The 16,811-nt window shown below is 59.8% G+C and carries 19 protein-coding genes; 17 read left to right on the plus strand and 2 right to left on the minus strand.

Annotated elements, in window-relative coordinates:
• The 6 genes from ABMC88_RS07335 to ABMC88_RS07360 are packed head-to-tail and all read left to right on the plus strand — an operon-like array spanning nt 1 to nt 5,929.
• The gene (locus ABMC88_RS07335) at nt 1-882 is read left to right on the plus strand and encodes a DMT family transporter (protein ID WP_349576206.1); all 882 of its coding nucleotides are present in this window, start codon (nt 1-3) and stop codon (nt 880-882) included.
• On the plus strand, nt 879-1,742 hold the full coding sequence (locus ABMC88_RS07340; protein WP_349576207.1) for a sugar kinase: 864 nt from the start codon (nt 879-881) through the stop codon (nt 1,740-1,742). The genes ABMC88_RS07335 and ABMC88_RS07340 overlap by 4 nt, the downstream gene beginning before the upstream one ends.
• Nucleotides 1,739-2,755: a Gfo/Idh/MocA family protein gene (locus tag ABMC88_RS07345; RefSeq protein ID WP_349576208.1), complete on the plus strand. Its 1,017-nt coding sequence runs from the start codon at nt 1,739-1,741 to the stop codon at nt 2,753-2,755. The genes ABMC88_RS07340 and ABMC88_RS07345 overlap by 4 nt, the downstream gene beginning before the upstream one ends.
• Nucleotides 2,752-3,753, plus strand: a complete 1,002-nt coding sequence (locus tag ABMC88_RS07350) for a Gfo/Idh/MocA family protein (protein WP_349576209.1) — start codon at nt 2,752-2,754, stop codon at nt 3,751-3,753. The genes ABMC88_RS07345 and ABMC88_RS07350 overlap by 4 nt, the downstream gene beginning before the upstream one ends.
• On the plus strand, nt 3,750-4,820 hold the full coding sequence (locus ABMC88_RS07355) for a Gfo/Idh/MocA family protein (protein WP_349576210.1): 1,071 nt from the start codon (nt 3,750-3,752) through the stop codon (nt 4,818-4,820). Before ABMC88_RS07350 ends, ABMC88_RS07355 begins: the two co-directional genes overlap by 4 nt.
• Nucleotides 4,817-5,929 (plus strand): mandelate racemase/muconate lactonizing enzyme family protein, encoded by a 1,113-nt coding sequence (locus tag ABMC88_RS07360; RefSeq protein ID WP_349576211.1) that lies wholly within the window; start codon nt 4,817-4,819, stop codon nt 5,927-5,929. The genes ABMC88_RS07355 and ABMC88_RS07360 overlap by 4 nt, the downstream gene beginning before the upstream one ends.
• Before the next feature lie 6 nt (nt 5,930-5,935).
• On the opposite strand, the gene ABMC88_RS07365 is transcribed toward ABMC88_RS07360, so the two are convergent.
• On the minus strand, nt 5,936-6,949 hold the full coding sequence (locus ABMC88_RS07365) for a Gfo/Idh/MocA family protein (RefSeq protein ID WP_349576212.1): 1,014 nt from the start codon (nt 6,947-6,949) through the stop codon (nt 5,936-5,938).
• Between the two features lie 83 nt (nt 6,950-7,032).
• Between ABMC88_RS07365 and ABMC88_RS07370 the strand changes: the two genes are divergently transcribed.
• From ABMC88_RS07370 to ABMC88_RS07380, 3 genes are read left to right on the plus strand one after another with little or no spacing between them, the layout of a single operon-like run.
• Complete coding sequence (locus tag ABMC88_RS07370; RefSeq protein WP_349576213.1) at nt 7,033-7,860, plus strand: N-acyl homoserine lactonase family protein; 828 nt, start codon at nt 7,033-7,035, stop codon at nt 7,858-7,860.
• Nucleotides 7,857-8,948, plus strand: a complete 1,092-nt coding sequence (locus ABMC88_RS07375; protein WP_349576214.1) for an isocitrate/isopropylmalate dehydrogenase family protein — start codon at nt 7,857-7,859, stop codon at nt 8,946-8,948. Before ABMC88_RS07370 ends, ABMC88_RS07375 begins: the two co-directional genes overlap by 4 nt.
• A gap of 17 nt (nt 8,949-8,965) precedes the next feature.
• Nucleotides 8,966-9,256: a putative quinol monooxygenase gene (locus tag ABMC88_RS07380; RefSeq protein ID WP_349576215.1), complete on the plus strand. Its 291-nt coding sequence runs from the start codon at nt 8,966-8,968 to the stop codon at nt 9,254-9,256.
• Here ABMC88_RS07380 and ABMC88_RS07385 read toward each other — a convergent pair.
• Nucleotides 9,253-10,632 carry an aspartate aminotransferase family protein gene (locus ABMC88_RS07385; RefSeq protein ID WP_349576216.1) on the minus strand — a complete coding sequence of 460 codons (1,380 nt, stop codon included), beginning with the start codon at nt 10,630-10,632 and terminating at the stop codon, nt 9,253-9,255. The genes ABMC88_RS07380 and ABMC88_RS07385 overlap by 4 nt on opposite strands.
• A 154-nt stretch (nt 10,633-10,786) precedes the next feature.
• Here ABMC88_RS07385 and ABMC88_RS07390 point away from each other — a divergent pair, with 154 nt between their 5' ends.
• The 8 genes from ABMC88_RS07390 to ABMC88_RS07425 all read left to right on the plus strand — a co-directional run bounded on the left by ABMC88_RS07390 (nt 10,787) and on the right by ABMC88_RS07425 (nt 16,810).
• Nucleotides 10,787-11,971, plus strand: coding sequence for a M24 family metallopeptidase (locus tag ABMC88_RS07390; RefSeq protein ID WP_349576217.1), 1,185 nt, complete (start codon nt 10,787-10,789; stop codon nt 11,969-11,971).
• Nucleotides 11,968-12,951: a N(2)-acetyl-L-2,4-diaminobutanoate deacetylase DoeB gene (gene doeB / locus ABMC88_RS07395; protein WP_349576218.1), complete on the plus strand. Its 984-nt coding sequence runs from the start codon at nt 11,968-11,970 to the stop codon at nt 12,949-12,951. Before ABMC88_RS07390 ends, doeB begins: the two co-directional genes overlap by 4 nt.
• Before the next feature lie 69 nt (nt 12,952-13,020).
• Nucleotides 13,021-13,635, plus strand: coding sequence for a ribonuclease D (locus tag ABMC88_RS07400; RefSeq protein WP_349576219.1), 615 nt, complete (start codon nt 13,021-13,023; stop codon nt 13,633-13,635).
• Entirely contained in the window at nt 13,632-14,231 is a 600-nt protein-coding gene (lptC, locus tag ABMC88_RS07405) for an LPS export ABC transporter periplasmic protein LptC (RefSeq protein ID WP_349576220.1), read from the plus strand. Before ABMC88_RS07400 ends, lptC begins: the two co-directional genes overlap by 4 nt.
• Before the next feature lie 20 nt (nt 14,232-14,251).
• Nucleotides 14,252-14,743 (plus strand): LptA/OstA family protein, encoded by a 492-nt coding sequence (locus ABMC88_RS07410; RefSeq protein ID WP_349576221.1) that lies wholly within the window; start codon nt 14,252-14,254, stop codon nt 14,741-14,743.
• Entirely contained in the window at nt 14,743-15,501 is a 759-nt protein-coding gene (gene lptB, locus ABMC88_RS07415; RefSeq protein WP_349576222.1) for an LPS export ABC transporter ATP-binding protein, read from the plus strand. Before ABMC88_RS07410 ends, lptB begins: the two co-directional genes overlap by 1 nt.
• 226 nt (nt 15,502-15,727) lie before the next feature.
• Nucleotides 15,728-16,294 carry a ribosome hibernation-promoting factor, HPF/YfiA family gene (hpf, locus tag ABMC88_RS07420; RefSeq protein ID WP_349576223.1) on the plus strand — a complete coding sequence of 189 codons (567 nt, stop codon included), beginning with the start codon at nt 15,728-15,730 and terminating at the stop codon, nt 16,292-16,294.
• A gap of 51 nt (nt 16,295-16,345) precedes the next feature.
• A complete protein-coding gene (locus ABMC88_RS07425; protein ID WP_349576224.1) occupies nt 16,346-16,810 on the plus strand; it encodes a PTS sugar transporter subunit IIA in 465 nt (154 codons plus the stop codon).
• Nucleotide 16,811 lies beyond the last annotated feature (1 nt).

Consider the following 16,811-nt stretch of genomic DNA (forward strand, 5'->3'; position numbering starts at 1 on the left):
ATGGCCGTCACCGCCCAATCCAACGCGGATCTGCCGCGCCTTGGCATCTTGTTGATGCTGGGTGCTTGGCTGTTCTTTTCCGTGGTGGATACGGGGGCCAAATGGCTGGCGGTGGCGGGCATCCCTGCATTTCAGCTGGCCTTCATGCGTTATGCCAGCCACTTCGTGATCTCGGTCGCCGTGATCGCGAAAGGCGGCTTTACCGCCGACCGTTTTCGCACCGATCACATGTGGCAGGTTGTCAGCCGCTCGCTGCTGCTTGTCTCGGCCACGCTATCGAACTTTTACGCCCTACAATTTTTGCCGCTGACCGTTGTGTCGGCGATCATCTTTTCCAGCCCCGTGATCGTCTGCTTCCTGTCGATCTGGCTGCTGAAAGAGCCCGTTGGCGCGTGGCGCTGGGGGGCGATCATTCTGGGGTTCATCGGTGTGCTGATCGTCGTGCGCCCCTTCGGGACGGCCTTTCATCCGGCGATGCTGCTGATCATCTATAACGCGACTGCGCTGGCGTTTTATTCGATCATGACGCGCAAGCTGTCCGGGGTTGTCGCGGTGGACACGATGCAATTCTACATGGGGCTGGTCGGCTGCGCCGTGCTGTTGCCCTTTGCCTTGTGGGTCTGGACCCCGCCTGCGACGACATGGGGCGTGGTTGTATTGGTCAGCCTCGGCGTGATGGGGTGGGCAGGTCATCAACTGCTCACCAATGCGCACAGGTTCGGCACTGCGAACCAGCTGATGCCGTTTACCTACTCCTTCCTGATCTACGTCGCGATATGGGGCTATCTGTTGTTTCAGACTGTGCCGGATGCGGGAACGATACTGGGTGCGTTTGTCATCATGGGCGCTGGACTAATCATATGGAAAAGAGAACAGAAATGACCCGAATTGCCTGCATTGGCGAAGCCATGATCGAACTGTCTATGGCAGGGGAGGACGCGCAGATCGGCGTGGCGGGAGACACGCTCAACACGGCGATCTACATGCAGCGCAGCGCGCCCGATCTGCACATCGACTATGTCACCTGTCTGGGTGATGATCCCTTCTCTGACCGCATCCGAGACTTTATCGCGGGCCAAGGTGTCGGCACCAAAGCCATCCGCGACATCGCGGGCGCCTCGCCCGGGCTATACGCAATCACCACTACGCCAAACGGCGAGCGTAGCTTTACCTATTGGCGCAATGCAGCGGCGGCGCGGCAGTTATTTGCTGATGGACGGTTTGACTTTCTGGCCGACTACGATGCCATCTACCTGTCAGGAATCTCGCTTGGCATCCTGCCACAAAATGTCAGGATTGCGCTGCTGGATTGGCTGGAGAAAAACCCTGTCAAAGTGATCTATGACAGCAACTATCGCCCCCGCCTGTGGGACAGTGTCGAAGACGCCCGCAATATCACAACCCGCTTTTGGCAACGTGCCGACATTGCCTTGCCCTCCATTGATGACGAGATGGCGCTGTTCGACGAGACCGCTGAGGCCGTCGCCACCCGTTTCACCCAGCTTGGCAAAGACGGCGCGTTAAAACGTGGCCCCGAGGGGCCGCTCAGCCTTGGGGAGGATGTCGCGCAATCCTATCCGGCGGCGACAAATGTTATCGACACAACCGCCGCCGGAGACAGTTTTAACGGCGGCTATCTTGCGGCGCGTTTGACAGGCGCCACACAGGCCGAAGCCTTGATGGCGGGGCACACCCTTGCGGCGGCCGTGGTACAGCACCGCGGCGCGATCATGCCGGAATGAGGGTCGCTCTCATCGGGTTGGGCATGGTGGCGGACACCCATGTCGCGGCAATTCGGGATGCATCCCCGCAACTGACCCTGCACGGCGTTCTGGGGCGCACGCAGGACAGCACGCAGGCCTATGCCCAAAAACACGCCACCCGAGGCTATGCCTCGCTTGATGATCTTGCGGGTGATAGTGACGTAGATTTCGTCATCCTTGCCACGCCACCCGATGCCCGCCTACCTGTCGTGCAAACACTGGCCGCCGCTGGCAAACCCATCCTGATGGAAAAACCGATCGAGCGTGACCTCGCCACCGCAACGCAGATTGTCGCGCTGTGCGAGCAGGCGAAAATCCCCCTTGGGGTCGTGTTTCAGCACCGCGTCCGGCAGGCATCCGTCGCGCTGAAGGAGGCTATCGAAGCGGGCGATCTTGGCACCATCGCCACCGTCGATCTGCGTGTGCCGTGGTGGCGGGACCAGCGCTATTACGACGCGCCCCGTCGGGGCACCTATGCCCGTGACGGGGGCGGGGTTATGATTTCTCAGGCGATCCATACGCTTGATCTGGCGATGTGGCTGCTGGGGCCGATCACCTCGGTGCAGGCGATGATGCGCAAGACGCCGCTGCACAGCATGGAGGCCGAAGACTGGGCCGGTGCGCTGTTTGAGATGCAAAACGGTGCCATCGGCACAATGATGGCCACCACAGCCGCCTACCCAGGCGGGGCCGAGACGATCACGGTACAAGGCACCAGAGCCTCGGCGCATCTGGGGTCGGGCGTCCTGACCCTTTCGCGGCTGGACGGCACCACCGAAGTGTTTGGCGCAACGACCAGCACAGGCGGCGGGGCGGACCCGATGGCCTTTACCCACGCGTGGCACCAGTCGGTGATCGAAGATTTCGCCCGCGCCATCGCAAACAGCACCCCGTCCCCGATCCCCGCGGCCGAGGCGCTACGCACCCACGCCGTCATCGACGCCATGCAGACCGCAAGCCGCACTGCCCACCGTGAGAAAGTACACCTATGACCCTGACCTGTGTCGCCATCGGGCTGGACCACCGCCACATTTATGGCATGACGGAAAACATGCAAAAGGTTGGCGTCCGCTGCCTTGGCTACTGGACCGAAGGGGCGCCCGAGCCTTTGGCAGGCTACGTCAAACGCTTTCCCGATCTGCCGCGGTTTGAGCGGTTGGAGGACGCGCTGAACTGCGGTGCCGACCTTGCCCTGATCTCGGCCATTCCTGCGGACCGTGCGGCGTTGACCGTGCAAGCCATGCAACACGGTATGGACGTGATGAGCGACAAGCCCGGCTGCACAACGTTTGAGCAGCTTGAGCAGATCAAAGCCACCGTCAAAGCCACGGGCCGCATCTGGTCTGTCAACTTCTCGGAGCGGTTCGAGACGCCGGTGAGCACGCTCGCCTCTGAATTGGTCACGCAGGGAGCCATCGGCAAAGTCGTGCAAACCGTGGGCCTTGGGCCTCATCGGTTGAACCGTCCGACACGCCCCGACTGGTTCTTTGATCCGACACGTTTTGGCGGCATTCTGACGGATATCGCGTCGCACCAGATTGATCAGTTCTTGCACTATACAGGCTCTAATGACGCGGAAATCACCCACGCCTTCACCGCCAACTATGCCAATCCCTCCGATCCCGATCTACAGGACTTTGGAGAGATCAACCTGCGCAGCGACCGCGGCACCGGCTATATCCGTGTGGATTGGTACACGCCCGATGCGCTGCCCACTTGGGGCGACGGGCGGCTGACTATTCTGGGAACCGAAGGCACAATCGAGCTGCGCAAATACGTCGATGTTGGCGGGGCCGAGGGCACCGATCACCTGATCCTCACCAACGGGACGCGCTGCGAAAAGATCGACGCCTCGGGCGCAGGCCTGCCGTATTTCGAACGGCTGGCCGATGACATCACCAACCGGACCGAGACAGCGATGACCCAGAACCACTGCTTTACCGTGATGGAATTGGCCTTGCGCGCCCAAGCCATGGCAGACGCACCATGATCAACATCGCCATCCTCGGCGCAGGCATCGGGCGCGAGCATCTGGCCGCCTTGCGCTGCTTGCGCGATGTGTTCCACGTTGCCGCCGTCGTCGATACGAATGCCGCACGGATCGAGGAAATCCGCGACGGCGACAGCTTTGCCGCGCTGGATGATATTGCCACAGCACTTGCCGATCCCGCGATCGACGTGATCGACGTTTGCCTACCGCCGCATCTGCACGTGCCCGTCACGCTACAGGCTTTGGCCGCTGGCAAACACGTCATTTGTGAAAAACCACTGGCGACCTCCATGGCGCAGGTTGATGCAATCACGCAAGCCGCAGCACAGGCGGGCAAACATGTCTTTCCCGTCTTCCAATACCGCTGGGGTCCGTCACTGTCGCAACTGCGTCACCTGATGGCGCATGGCCTCACAGGGTCGCTGCATTCCGCCGCGTTAGAGACGTATTGGTCCCGTGGCGCTGACTATTACGCGATGCCGTGGCGCGGCACTTGGGAGGGGGAGCGCGGCGGCGTTGTCTTGGGTCATGCGATCCATAATCACGATCTGCTGACCCACATTGCAGGCGATATCGCGTCGGTATCCGCCATGACCGCAACCCGCGTGAATGACATCGAAACCGAAGATTGCGCGGCAATTAGTTTGGCCATGACCTCGGGCGCGCTGTGTACCAGCAGCATCACCTTGGGCGCAGCAGGGGACGAGACACGCCTGCGGTTTGCGTTTGAACACCTGACCGCGACATCAGGCACCGCCCCCTATGCGCCAGGTGCGATGCCGTGGACATTCACCGCCCGAGACCCCGCCAAGCAGCCGCAGATTGACGCAGCCGTGGCGCAGGCACCGATCGAGCCTGTAGGCTTTGCGGGTTTCTTTGCCGAGGCGGGCAAAGCGCTGAACAACCTGCCGAACAGGTCGGTCAAACTGGACGACGGGGCGGCGTCTGTCGCCTTGGTCACCGCCATTTACCATGCGGCCCGCACAGGCAACCGCGTCACATTCCCGCTGCCCGTCACGCACCCGCTGTATCACGGGTGGCTGCCCACAACAGGAGAGCCCGCATGAACAATGATCCAACCCTCACAATCCAGAGCATCACCACCCAACTGTTCAATGTCCCGCTTGCCGAGGTTCTGACCGATGCGAAACACGGCGACCATACGCATTTTGAACTGGTGACAGTGACCATCCGGCTGGCCGACGGGTCCGAGGGCACAGGCTATACCTATACGGGCGGCAAGGGCGGGCGGGCGATTGAAGCGATGATCACCCACGATCTGGCCCCTTTTCTGACGGGACAGAACGGCGCGGAAGTGGAGGCGCTCTATGATGCGATGCAGTGGCATGTGCATTATGTAGCACGGGGCGGCATCGCGTCTTTTGCGATTTCGGCGGTGGATATTGCGCTGTGGGATTTGCGTGGCAAGCGTAGCGGCACCCCCCTGTGGAAGATGGCAGGCGGCGCGGCGGACCGCTGTGGCGCCTATTGCGGCGGGATCGACCTGAACTTTTCCCTGCCCAAACTGATCCGCCAGACCGAAGGCTATCTGGCCCGTGGCTTTAACGGCGTGAAGATCAAAATCGGCCAACCCGATCTGGCCGACGACGTGGCCCGTATCAAAGCGATCCGCGAGGTGATCGGCCCCGACGTGGCCTTTATGGTCGATGCGAATTATTCGATGAGCGTGCCGCAAGCCATCACCGCCGCCCGCGCTTTTGAACCCTTTGACCTCATGTGGTTTGAGGAGCCGACAATCCCCGACAACTACAAAGGCTACGGAGAGATCGCCCGCGCCACAGGCATGCCGCTAGCGATGGGAGAAAACCTGCACACGATCCATGAGTTCGAATACGCCTGCGAAGATGCGGGCCTGTCGTTCATTCAGCCCGATGCCTCGAACTGTGGCGGCATCACAGGCTGGCTTCAGGTGGCCGAGCTAAGCCGCAAGCACGGCCTGCCCGCGTGCAGCCACGGGATGCAGGAATTGCACGTGAGCCTTGTCTCGGGCCAATCCAACGCGGGCCTGATCGAGGTGCATTCCTTTCCCATCGACGAATACACAACCCGCCCCTTGGTGGTTGAGAACGCGCAGGCCGTGGCCCCGAATGATGCAGGCATAGGCGTGACGTTTGATTGGGATAAACTGCGCGCTGCCCATGCCTCGATGGAGTAATAGACTCTAAAGCGTGACTTTTCGCCCTTCAGCAGCCGAGATGTAGGCCGCATCGGTGGCGCGGATCACAGGCAGATAGTCGGCGGCGGCATTCTCGAACGGGGTGCCGTTTTGCAGCGCATCAACCACATGACGGATCAGCGCCTCGACACAGCCGCCACCAAAGCTGTCTTCGTCCACGGGTGCAGGGATGGGAACGGTTGTCTCTGTATGAGCGCCAAAAGCACGGAACATCAGACGGCCATGACCGTCCAGACGCAACGCGCCTTTCTCACCCTCAATCACCATCTCCCCCATGGTTTTGCGCGGGTTACCGGCGATGTGGTCGGACAGGCGGTTGCCGTCGAAGATGCTTTGCGCCCCGCCGATGTGGTTGAGGATCATCACGCCTGTATCCTCACCCGCCAAGGCGGGATTTAGGCGGCGTATGTCAGCGTACACATCGGTGATCTCTCCGAACAGCCAGCGGAAAAGATCCAGAAAATGCACGCCTGTCTCATGCACCAACAGTCGTGGCATGGTGCGGAACGCGGGCTGGCGGGCCAGATAAGCGTCCGCCCCGCGCCCGTCCCCGGGGCGCAGCGCAAAGCGACACTGATAGACCGCACCCATCCCCCCACCATCCAGAAAAGACTTCACAGCGCGGTGCCACGGTTGGAAACGGAAATTCTCGTGGATGACCAGATGCGCGCCGGCTTGGGCCGCAAAATCGGTCATCTCTTGGGCTTCCTCTATCGACGTGCAGAACGGCTTTTGACAGATCAGCACACGGCCCTTGGCGGCAAAGCGGCGGATCAGATCGGCATGGGCGGGGGGCGGCGCGATGATGTCGACAATGTCGGGGGCGGTTGCCGCTGACAAAGGGCGGGCGGCATATTCGTTTTGCGCCCAAGCCACACGCGCGTCCAGCGGGTCGGTGACATGGATCTCGCCCACTGCGTCAATCGCCCGCCATGCGTTGAGGTGGAACTGGCTGAAATACCCCAAACCCGCTACTGCAACTGTCAATTTCTGTGCCATACATGCTCCTCGATTCAATCATAGGTTTGTCAATTCGGACGCGACTGTCTAGGCTATTCTCAACACAATGGGGGGAGGATGACATGAGCGAGCATTGGCGCGTCTATTGCGTAAAATACGCCGAGCGAAACAGCCGCACCCGCGCGGACAGCTTTATCGCTGATGACCATCCCGCACTGCCGCACGGCATGGATTATTTTGTCTGGGTGCTGGACAATGGCGCGCGCAAAATCGTCGTCGACACGGGCTATGACATGGCCGAGGCTGCGCGGCGCGACCGCCCCATCCTACGCGATCCCGCACTGGCGATTGCGGCCGTGGGCGCGGATGCGGAAACTGTCGATACGGTCATCATCACCCATCTGCATTACGACCACGCAGGCGGCCTTGACCGTTATCCCAATGCCAGCTTCCACCTACAGGCGGCCGAGATGGCCTTTGCCACCGGGCCGTGCATGTGTGACCCGACGCTGCAAGCGCCCTTCACGGCGGGTCATGTCTGCGAGATGGTGCAACACGTCTATTCGGGCCGCGTGGTGTTTCACGATGGCGATGCGCAGGTTGCCCCCGGTGTGCGGGTGCATTGTGTCGGCGGCCATTCGCGGGGGCTTCAAGTTGTTGTGGTCGATACGGAACACGGGCCGCTTTGCCTTGCCTCGGACGCCGCGCATTATTACGAGAATTTTCTACAGCAAAAGCCCTTTCCCATCGTGGCCGACATGGCCCCGATGATGGAGGGCTTCAAGACGCTGATGACCCTTGGCGGCACAGCAGACCGCATCATCCCCGGCCATGACCCGATCATCCAGACGATGTTCCCGAAACTCGACAACACCGATTTTGTCTGGCGCGTTGATTGCGGGCCTTTGGCGGGAAAATCTATCATACAAAAAACGGAGCCTTCCACATGACCCAACCCGCCCGCATTGCGCTGATCAAAGGAGATGGCATCGGCGTCGATGTCTCGGACGCGACGATGGCTATCGTGCAGGCGGCCTGTGACAAAACAGGCGGTTGCGGCTTTACGGTTGAGGAAACCCACGCAGGCGCGGGATATTTCGCCGAGACAGGCCGCGATATTGAGGAAGACGGCGAGGAAAAGGTAGGCCAAGCCGATGCCATTTTCCTGGGCGCGATCGGCCTGCCCTCAATCCGCCACCCCGACGGGACCGAGATTTCGCCCCACTTGCGGCTGCGCGACCGCTATCAGCTGTACGCAGGCGTGCGCCCTGTCAAAGCCTACCCCAACGCGCCACAACGCCTTGCCGATCCGCGTGCCGCAAACATCGACATGGTGATCCTGCGCGAATCTACCGAAGGGTTGTTCTATTCCGCTGCCGTGCATAACCGCGCCGAAGTCATTGGCGATACGGAAGTACGCGACACCCTGCGCATCACCCGCGCTACCACAGAAAAGCTGCATCATTTCGGCTTTCGTCTGGCGCAAAAGCGCAAAGCGCGGGGCCACTCGGGGCGGCTTACCTGTGTGGACAAGGCCAATGTCTTCACCTCTATGGCGTTCTTTCGCAAGATCTTTGACGAGGTCGCGGCGGGCTATGCGGATGTGCAAACCGACTATGCGTATGTCGATGCCCAAGCGCTGAACCTCATCCGCAATCCGTGGGACTATGATGTGATGGTGATGGAGAATATGTTTGGCGACATCCTGTCGGATCTGGCGGGTGGTCTGGTCGGTGGCATGGGCATGGCGTCTTGTGGAGAGATCGGGGACGAGACGGGCCTGTTCCAACCCGCCCACGGCTCTGCCCCCGACATCATGGGGCAGGACAAGGCAAACCCATTGGCAGCGATCCTGAGCGGGGCCTTGATGCTGGAGTATCTGGCCGAGAAGACAGGTAACGCACGGTTTGATGATGCCGCACAGCGCATCGACCGCGCCGTGCAAGAAGGGTTTGAGGAAAACGCCCTGCGCCCGATGGAATTTGGCGGCGATATGGGCACGGTGGCGGTCACGCGTGGCGTGATGGACCGTCTCTAACACAGGGAAAAACTGATATGTATGTTGTAAGTGTCACCTTCGAGATTGCCGCAGGCAAGATGGACGCGTTTTTGCCGCTGATGATGGATCAGGCGCAAAACTCACTGGCGAAGGAAGCGCAGTGCCATGTCTTTGATGTTTGCACCGCCGGAAATACGGTCCTGCTTTATGAGCTCTACACTGATGAGGCCGCGTTCAAAGCGCACCTCGAGATGCCACATTATGCGCAGTTCAACACAGCAATTGACGGCATGATTGCCGACAAGCAGGTCGCGTTTTTCGAACGGGTTGCACCGACTGAAGGCTAGCCAAGCACTTCGATCACCGCAGCTTTGGTTGCTCCGACCACTTCATCCGCTTGTTCGCGGGTCAGGCAGAAGGGCGGTGCAAAGCCAAGGATGTCGCCCTGCGGCATGGCGCGGGCAATCACACCACGTGCGTGCATCGCGGCAACCACCTGCGGGCCAACCTTGTCAGCGGCATCAAAGAACACGCGGTCATCGCGGTCACGGACCAGCTCCACCGCGCAGAGCATCCCTTCGCCCCTGATCTCGCCCACATAGGCATAATCGCCCAGCGCATCCGCCATCGCCGCGTTGAGATACGCACCGATTTCGCCCGCGTTAGAGACGAGATCAAGACTGTCGAGCAGTTTAAGGTTCGCAACACCTGCCGCCGCACCAATGGGGTGCGCCGAATAGGTCCAGCCGTGGCCAAGCGGGCCGAACTCATCGGTCCCACGTTCCAACACTTCCCACATGCGGTCCGATACAATCGACCCTGACAAGGGCGCGTAGGCCGATGTGAGGCCCTTGGCGATGGTAATCAGATCGGGCTTCATCCCGTAGTGGTCCGAGCCCATCATGCTGCCCAACCGGCCAAAGCCGGTGACGACCTCATCCGCGATGAGCAAGATATCGTATTTTGCCAACACCGCCTGTATCGCCGCCCAGTACCCCGCAGGTGGCGGCACAATCCCGCCCGTACCCAGCACAGGCTCGCCGATAAAGGCGGCGATGGTGTCTGGCCCTTCCGCCAAAATCATCGCCTCCAGCTTGGCCGCGCAGTCAGCGGTAAACGCCGCCTCGTCCATGTCGCGGTCGGAACGGCGGTAGTAATAGGGCGCCTCGGTATGGATCACATGATCCAGCGGCAGATCGAACTTTTTGTGAAACAGTTCCAACCCAGTCAGCGACCCTGTGACCAAGCCCGACCCGTGATACCCGCGCCAGCGCGAGATGATCTTTTTCTTCTGCGGGCGGCCCAGCACGTTGTTGTAGTACCAAACCAGCTTGATGTTCGTCTCGTTCGCGTCAGAGCCGCTCATCCCGTAGTAGACGTGGTTCATCCCCTCGGGCGCACGTTCGGCAATCATCCGCGACAGGGTGATCGACGCCTCGGTCCCGTGACCCACGTAAGAGTGGTAATAGGCCAACTCATGCGCTTGGGCGGCGATCGCCTCGGCGATCTCGGGGCGGCCGTAGCCTACGTTCACGCAATACAGACCGGCAAAGGCATCAAGATGGGTCTGCCCCTCGCGGTCGGTGATATGCACGCCTTTGGCCTTCTGGATGATCCGGTTGCCCATTTCGCGCCGCGCAAACTGGCCCAGATGCGTGGACGGATGGAAGAAGTGATCATGATCCCATTGGGTCAGCACATCATTGGTCATCTGGGTGTTCATCGGGGTATCTCCGGTCAGGGGTATGCGCCAAGGACAACACCTATTGTGCGCCCCGCGCAAGTCGGAAAGCGGCAAAACTTGCCGCTAGCGGGCCTTGTCAAACGGCCCAAAAACCGCGAGCGTTTTCGGAATACCCCAGCCTTAAAGGTGTCTTATGCAAACCCGAGACGTCAATTTTACCACGGAAGAATACCGCGCCCGCATCGCCAAAACGCGCGCCGCGATGGAACGTGCCGAACTGGATGCCATCTTTGTCACTGACCCGTCGAATATGGCGTGGCTGACGGGGTATGACGGCTGGTCCTTCTATGTGCATCAGGGCGTGCTGCTGAGACTTGAGGGGGATCCCGTTTGGTGGGGGCGTGCGATGGATGCCGTCGGTGCGGGGCTGACCGTGTTCATGGAAGACGGTGACAGCATTAGGGGGTATGACGATACCTTTGTGCAAAACCCCGAAAAGCACCCGATGGAGGAGTTGGCAAGACTGCTCTCCGAGCACGGGTTAGAGACTGCACGCATCGGGGTTGAGTTGGACAATTACTATTACACCGCTGCCGCACATCAGGCTCTAACACAAAGGTTACCCCATGCCACGTTGCGCGATGCGACGGGGTTGGTGAACTGGCAGCGCGGGGTGAAGTCGCCGCAAGAAATCGAATACATGCGCCGTGCGGCGCGGATCGTCGAGGCGATGCATGAGCGAATACTGGAAGTAGCAGAACCCGGTCTGCGCAAGAACGAGCTGATCGCCGAGATATATGCAACGGCCATGCGCGGTGCAGACGGGCATTGGGGCGACTACCCTGCGATTGTGCCAATGGCGCCATCGGGTATGGATGCCACCGCGCCGCATCTTACGTGGGACGGCAGGCCGATGGTCAAAGGCGAGGCCACGTTTTTCGAGATCGCAGGCGCGCACCGCCGCTATCAGTGCCCGCAATCGCGCACGTTGTTTCTGGGCGAGGTCCCGCAGAAATACCGCAACGCCGAGACGGCTGTTCTGGAGGCAATCGACGCAGGGTTGGCGCAAGCCAAACCCGGCAATCAGGCGCAGGACATTGCCAACGCGTTCAACGATACGCTCAACAAAGCAGGGTTCGAAAAGGAGGGCCGCTGTGGTTACGCCATCGGCATCAGTTATCCCCCCGACTGGGGCGAGCGGACGATCTCCTTCCGCCGTGGCGACACCACCATTCTGGAGGCGGGAATGACCTTCCACTTCATGCCCGCCCTTTGGCTGGATGACGGCGGGCTGGAGATTACCGAGCCGATCCTGATCACCGAAACGGGGCATGAATGTCTGTGCACCACGCCCCGCAAGCTTTGGGTAAAAGCATGAGTATCACCCCGACCATCCCGCTGGATGCACAAGGCGTGCATCACGGTTTTCTGAAACTGCCACACAGCCGAGACGATAGCGCGTGGGGCTCGGTCATGGTGCCGATCACGGTGATCGCAAACGGCGCGGGGCCGACCGCGTTGCTGACGGGGGCCAACCACGGGGATGAATACGAGGGGCCAATCGCACTGCAAGAGCTCGCCCTGAATTTGCAACCCCAAGACATCACAGGCCGCGTGATCATACTACCGATGATGAACATGCCCGCATTCAGCGCGGGCTTGCGATGCTCGCCCATTGACGGGGCGAATATGAATCGCAGCTTTCCGGGCCGAGCGGATGGCAGCGTCACGCAAAAGCTGTGCCACTACATCGCGACCGAACTGGTAACACGGGCCGACATCGTGCTGGATTTCCACGCAGGGGGCCGCACGCTTGATTTTCTGCCCTTCGCTGCCGCGCACATTCTGGATGACAAAGCGCAAGAGACCGCCTGTATGGCCGCGATGCAGGCGTTCAACGCGCCCTACGCCATGCGTATGCTGGAAATTGACAACGTCGGGATGCTCGATACCGAGGTTGAGGGCCAAGGCAAGGTTTTCGTCACTACCGAACTGGGCGGCGCAGGCACGACCACCCCGAAGATGGTCGGCATCGCCCGCAAAGGCATCCACAATTTGCTGATCCATGCGGGGATTTTGACGGGCACCCCTGTGGTCGAGCCGAGCCAGATGCTTGATATGCCCGACGATGATTGTTTTTTGTTCGCCGAACAGGCAGGGCTCATCGAGTATCTGGTCAGTTTGGGCGATGACGTGGCGCGGGGTCAGCCCGTTGCGCGGATATGGCCCGCGGACCGCACAGGCATTGCGCCGGTCGAGGTTTGTGCAAAGCGAAGCGGTATCCTGACCGCGCGGCATGTGCCCGGCTTGGTACAGATGGGCGATTTTATCAGTCTGGTCGCCGTGAAAGTCGGTTAAGGCGTCAACCCGCTTGCACACCCCGCGACCTGCTTTCCCCTTTTTGCCCCAGCTTGTATGAAGGGCGCTATGACAAACACCGTACACCAGAACGACCTGCCTGACGGCCTGAACCTTGGGCCTGTCGTGGCGATTGATTGTGAGACGATGGGCCTGCGCCCGCACCGCGACCGACTGTGTGTGGTGCAACTGTCGGGTGGCGATGGCAACGCGCATTTGATACAGATCGCCAACGGCCAGACAGAAGCACCAAACCTGTGCCGCCTGCTGGCAGATCCCGACGTGTTAAAGCTGTTCCACTATGGCAGGTTCGACATTGCCGCGATGCTGAACGCCTTTGGCACCGTCACAGCGCCTGTTTATTGCACAAAGATCGCCAGCCGCCTTGTGCGCACCTATACGGACCGACACGGGCTGTCGAAACTCTGTCAGGAATTGCTGGGCGTCGACATCTCGAAGCAACAACAATCCAGCGACTGGGGCGCGGAGAAGCTGACAAAAGCGCAGATCGCCTATGCCGCGTCAGATGTGCTGCATCTGCACCGCTTGCGCGACGTGCTGGACGGGATGTTGCAACGCGAAGGACGGTCCGAGACGGCGCAGGCCTGTTTCGACTTCCTGCCCATGCGGGCGCAGCTTGATCTGGCGGGTTGGCACGACACGGACATCTTTGCCCACTCATGAACCGTCGGGACAGATATTCGCGCACAGTTGCCTTGCTCAAGGTGGCCTTTCCGCTGGCCGCTTTGGCGCTGCTGTCGACGCTGTTCCTGCTGTCGCGCGCAATCGAGCCTGAGACGGCGATCCCCTTTGCCGATACCGAAATTCAGGAACGCCTGCGCGATCAGCAAATTACCGGTCCGTTCTTTTCGGGCACCACGGCGGATGGCGACCTTATGTCATTCTCTGCGCAAAAGCTGGTTACCCTGCCGGGTCGCATCGGTGCAAACCGCGCCGAAGAGGTAGAGGTGAAATTGCGCACAACCGCTGGCGCCATCTTTGACATGCGCGCCGATGTGGCCGAGGTTGATATTTCGGACAACGCCGCGATGCTGACGGGCAATGTTGCGCTCACGTCCTCCAGCGGGTACCGCGTGCAGACGCAAACCCTGACGGCGCTTATCTCTGAAACCGAGCTTTCGGCAGATGGCGAAATCACCGCAAACGGCCCGCCCGGGACATTAAAGGCGGGGAACATGCGGATTTTCACATCAAAATCGACCGATTCGACGCAAATGGTTTTCAGTGGCGGCGTGAAACTGGTATATACCCCTAACTGAACTTGAAAGTACGTGTACCTATGGGCCTTCGATTGCTGCTGATTGCGCTGTTTTCCGCACTCGTCTCTACACAAGCATTGGCACAAGGGGCCAGCGTTGCGTTTGGCACAATCGCGCAGGATACCAGCCTCCCTGTTGAGGTCAGCTCGGACGAGTTATCCGTCGATCAGGAAACGGGCACGGCAATTTTCACGGGTAACGTCGTGATCGGACAAGGTGACATGCGCCTTTCGGCGGGGCGGGTGCTGGTAGTTTACCGCGAAACAGCGGACGGCATCGCCAAGTTGGAGGCAACGGGCGGCGTCACGCTTGTGTCCGGCAATGACGCGGCAGAATCGCAGCGCGCCGACTACAGCATTGATGAAGGCACCATCGTCATGCGGGGCAATGTCCTGCTGGCCCAAGGGCGCAGCGCGCTCAGCGCGGATACAATGACCATTCGCCTGCGCGACGGTACGGCGCGGATGTCGGGCAATGTACGCACGCGCTTGCAGACAGGCAGCAACAACTAATGAGCGGGCCGAAGCTGACAGTCGCAGACGGTAGCGCGGGCTTGCGCATTGCGCATCTGCGCAAATCCTACCGCAAAAAGACCGTGATCCGCGATTTCTCGATGGAACTGATGCGCGGCGAGGTCGTGGCATTGCTGGGCCCGAACGGCTCGGGCAAGACGACAACATTCTATTCGGTTGCGGGTTTGGTCACACCAGAAAGCGGGACGGTGACGATTGACGGCAAGGATGTCACCACCCTGCCCATGTACCGCCGCGCCCAATTGGGCATCGGCTACCTCCCCCAAGAGATGAGCATTTTTCGCGGCCTATCGGTGCAGGAAAACATCCTCGCGATTCTCGACATAGTCGAAAAGGACCGCCGCAAGAAACTGCGGCGTCTTGACGAATTGCTGAGCGAGTTTTCCATCGAACACCTGCGCCGCGCGCCTGCCCTTGCCCTGTCTGGTGGCGAGCGGCGGCGCGTAGAGATTGCACGCTGCTTGGCCGCGAACCCGAAATATCTGCTGCTGGACGAGCCGTTTGCGGGCGTTGATCCTATCTCGGTCGGGGATATTCGCCACCTTGTCGCCGATCTGAAAAAGCGCGGCATCGGGGTGCTGATCACAGACCATAACGTGCGCGAAACACTGGAAATTGTGGACCGCGCCTATATCCTGCACGAAGGCCGTGTTTTGATGTCGGGCACGCCTGATGAAGTCGTGAAAGACGGCGATGTGCGCCGCGTCTACCTTGGTGATAATTTTAAGATCTCTTAAGCCAATTCTCGCGCAACACCCCTGATAAATGATTGACTTTTAACGGCCTATCGCCGTCTAATCAGGTATGGCGAAATTGCTATGCAGACATTTTACGGCGCTGCCACCCACGGGTGGGACGGTTTTGGACAGTCTGGATATGCTCGCCGTTCCCCGCATCTGATCCTGCTGACCGCGCCCTTTTCGGGGTGCCGTTGAGGATTGGAAACACATTGAAGGAGAGATTATGCGGTACCAAATCAGCGGAAAACAAATCGACATTGGCGAAGCACTGCAAACGCATGTGAAGACCGAACTGGGCGAAGTCGTCCAGAAATACGCCGAGCGACCGACTGATGCGCAAATAATCTTTTCCAAATCGGGGCATGAGTTTGTCTGCGAAGCAACCGTGCACCTATCAACAGGCCTGACGGCATCCGCCAAAGCCCACGCAAACGAGATTTACGCAGCTTTTGACGGCTGTAGCGAAAAGATGGAAAAGCAACTGCGCCGCTACAAGCGACGGTTGAAAGATCACCACCGTGAGCGTGCAGAACCTGTTGAACTTTTGGGCGCATCGTCGTACATATTGGCATCCGAAAAGGATTCCGAGGACGCCGAGCCAGAAACACTACAGCCCATGATCATCGCCGAAATGCAGACAAAAATCGCAACTTTGTCTGTAGGTGAAGCGGTCATGCAGATGGAGCTTTCTGGCGCGCCTGTTTTGGTTTTCAAGAAGGATGGAGAAGAAGGGGTCAACGTCGTGTATCGCCGCGAAGACGGCAACATAGGCTGGATTGACCCGACCTAGGGACTGAGCTATTGGGCGCGAACGTAGGCGCGCTTGCAGGGAAAGCAGACAATGAATTTCGCAAAACTTCTGAAGCCAGAGGCTGTAAAAGTATTGTCGTCAACGACCAGCAAAAAGCGGCTCCTCATGGATCTGGCAGAACTGGCAGAGACCTCTTATGGTCTGGACGCGTCTGCCGTTGTCGAAGCATTGCTTGCCCGCGAAGCGCTGGGGCCCACAGGTGTGGGCCACGGCGTTGCCTTGCCCCATGCCCGCATCGCGGGTCTGGACGAAGTCGTCGGCCAGTTTGTTTTGTTGGAAAAACCTGTCGATTTCGGCTCGGTTGACCGTCAGCCGGTGGACATCGCATTCGCGCTGTTCGCCCCTGAAAACGCAGGTGTAGAGCATTTGAAAGCGCTGGCGCTCGTCTCGCGCACGTTGCGCGACACGAATTTCTGCGCCAAGCTGCGGGCGAACCGGTCTTCAACCACGCTTTATACAATCCTGACCGAAGCGGAAGCTGTCAAAGCAGCCTGAG

It is taken from the genome of Sulfitobacter aquimarinus (assembly GCF_040149565.1).
GTDB classification, from domain to species: Bacteria; Pseudomonadota; Alphaproteobacteria; order Rhodobacterales; family Rhodobacteraceae; genus Sulfitobacter; species Sulfitobacter aquimarinus.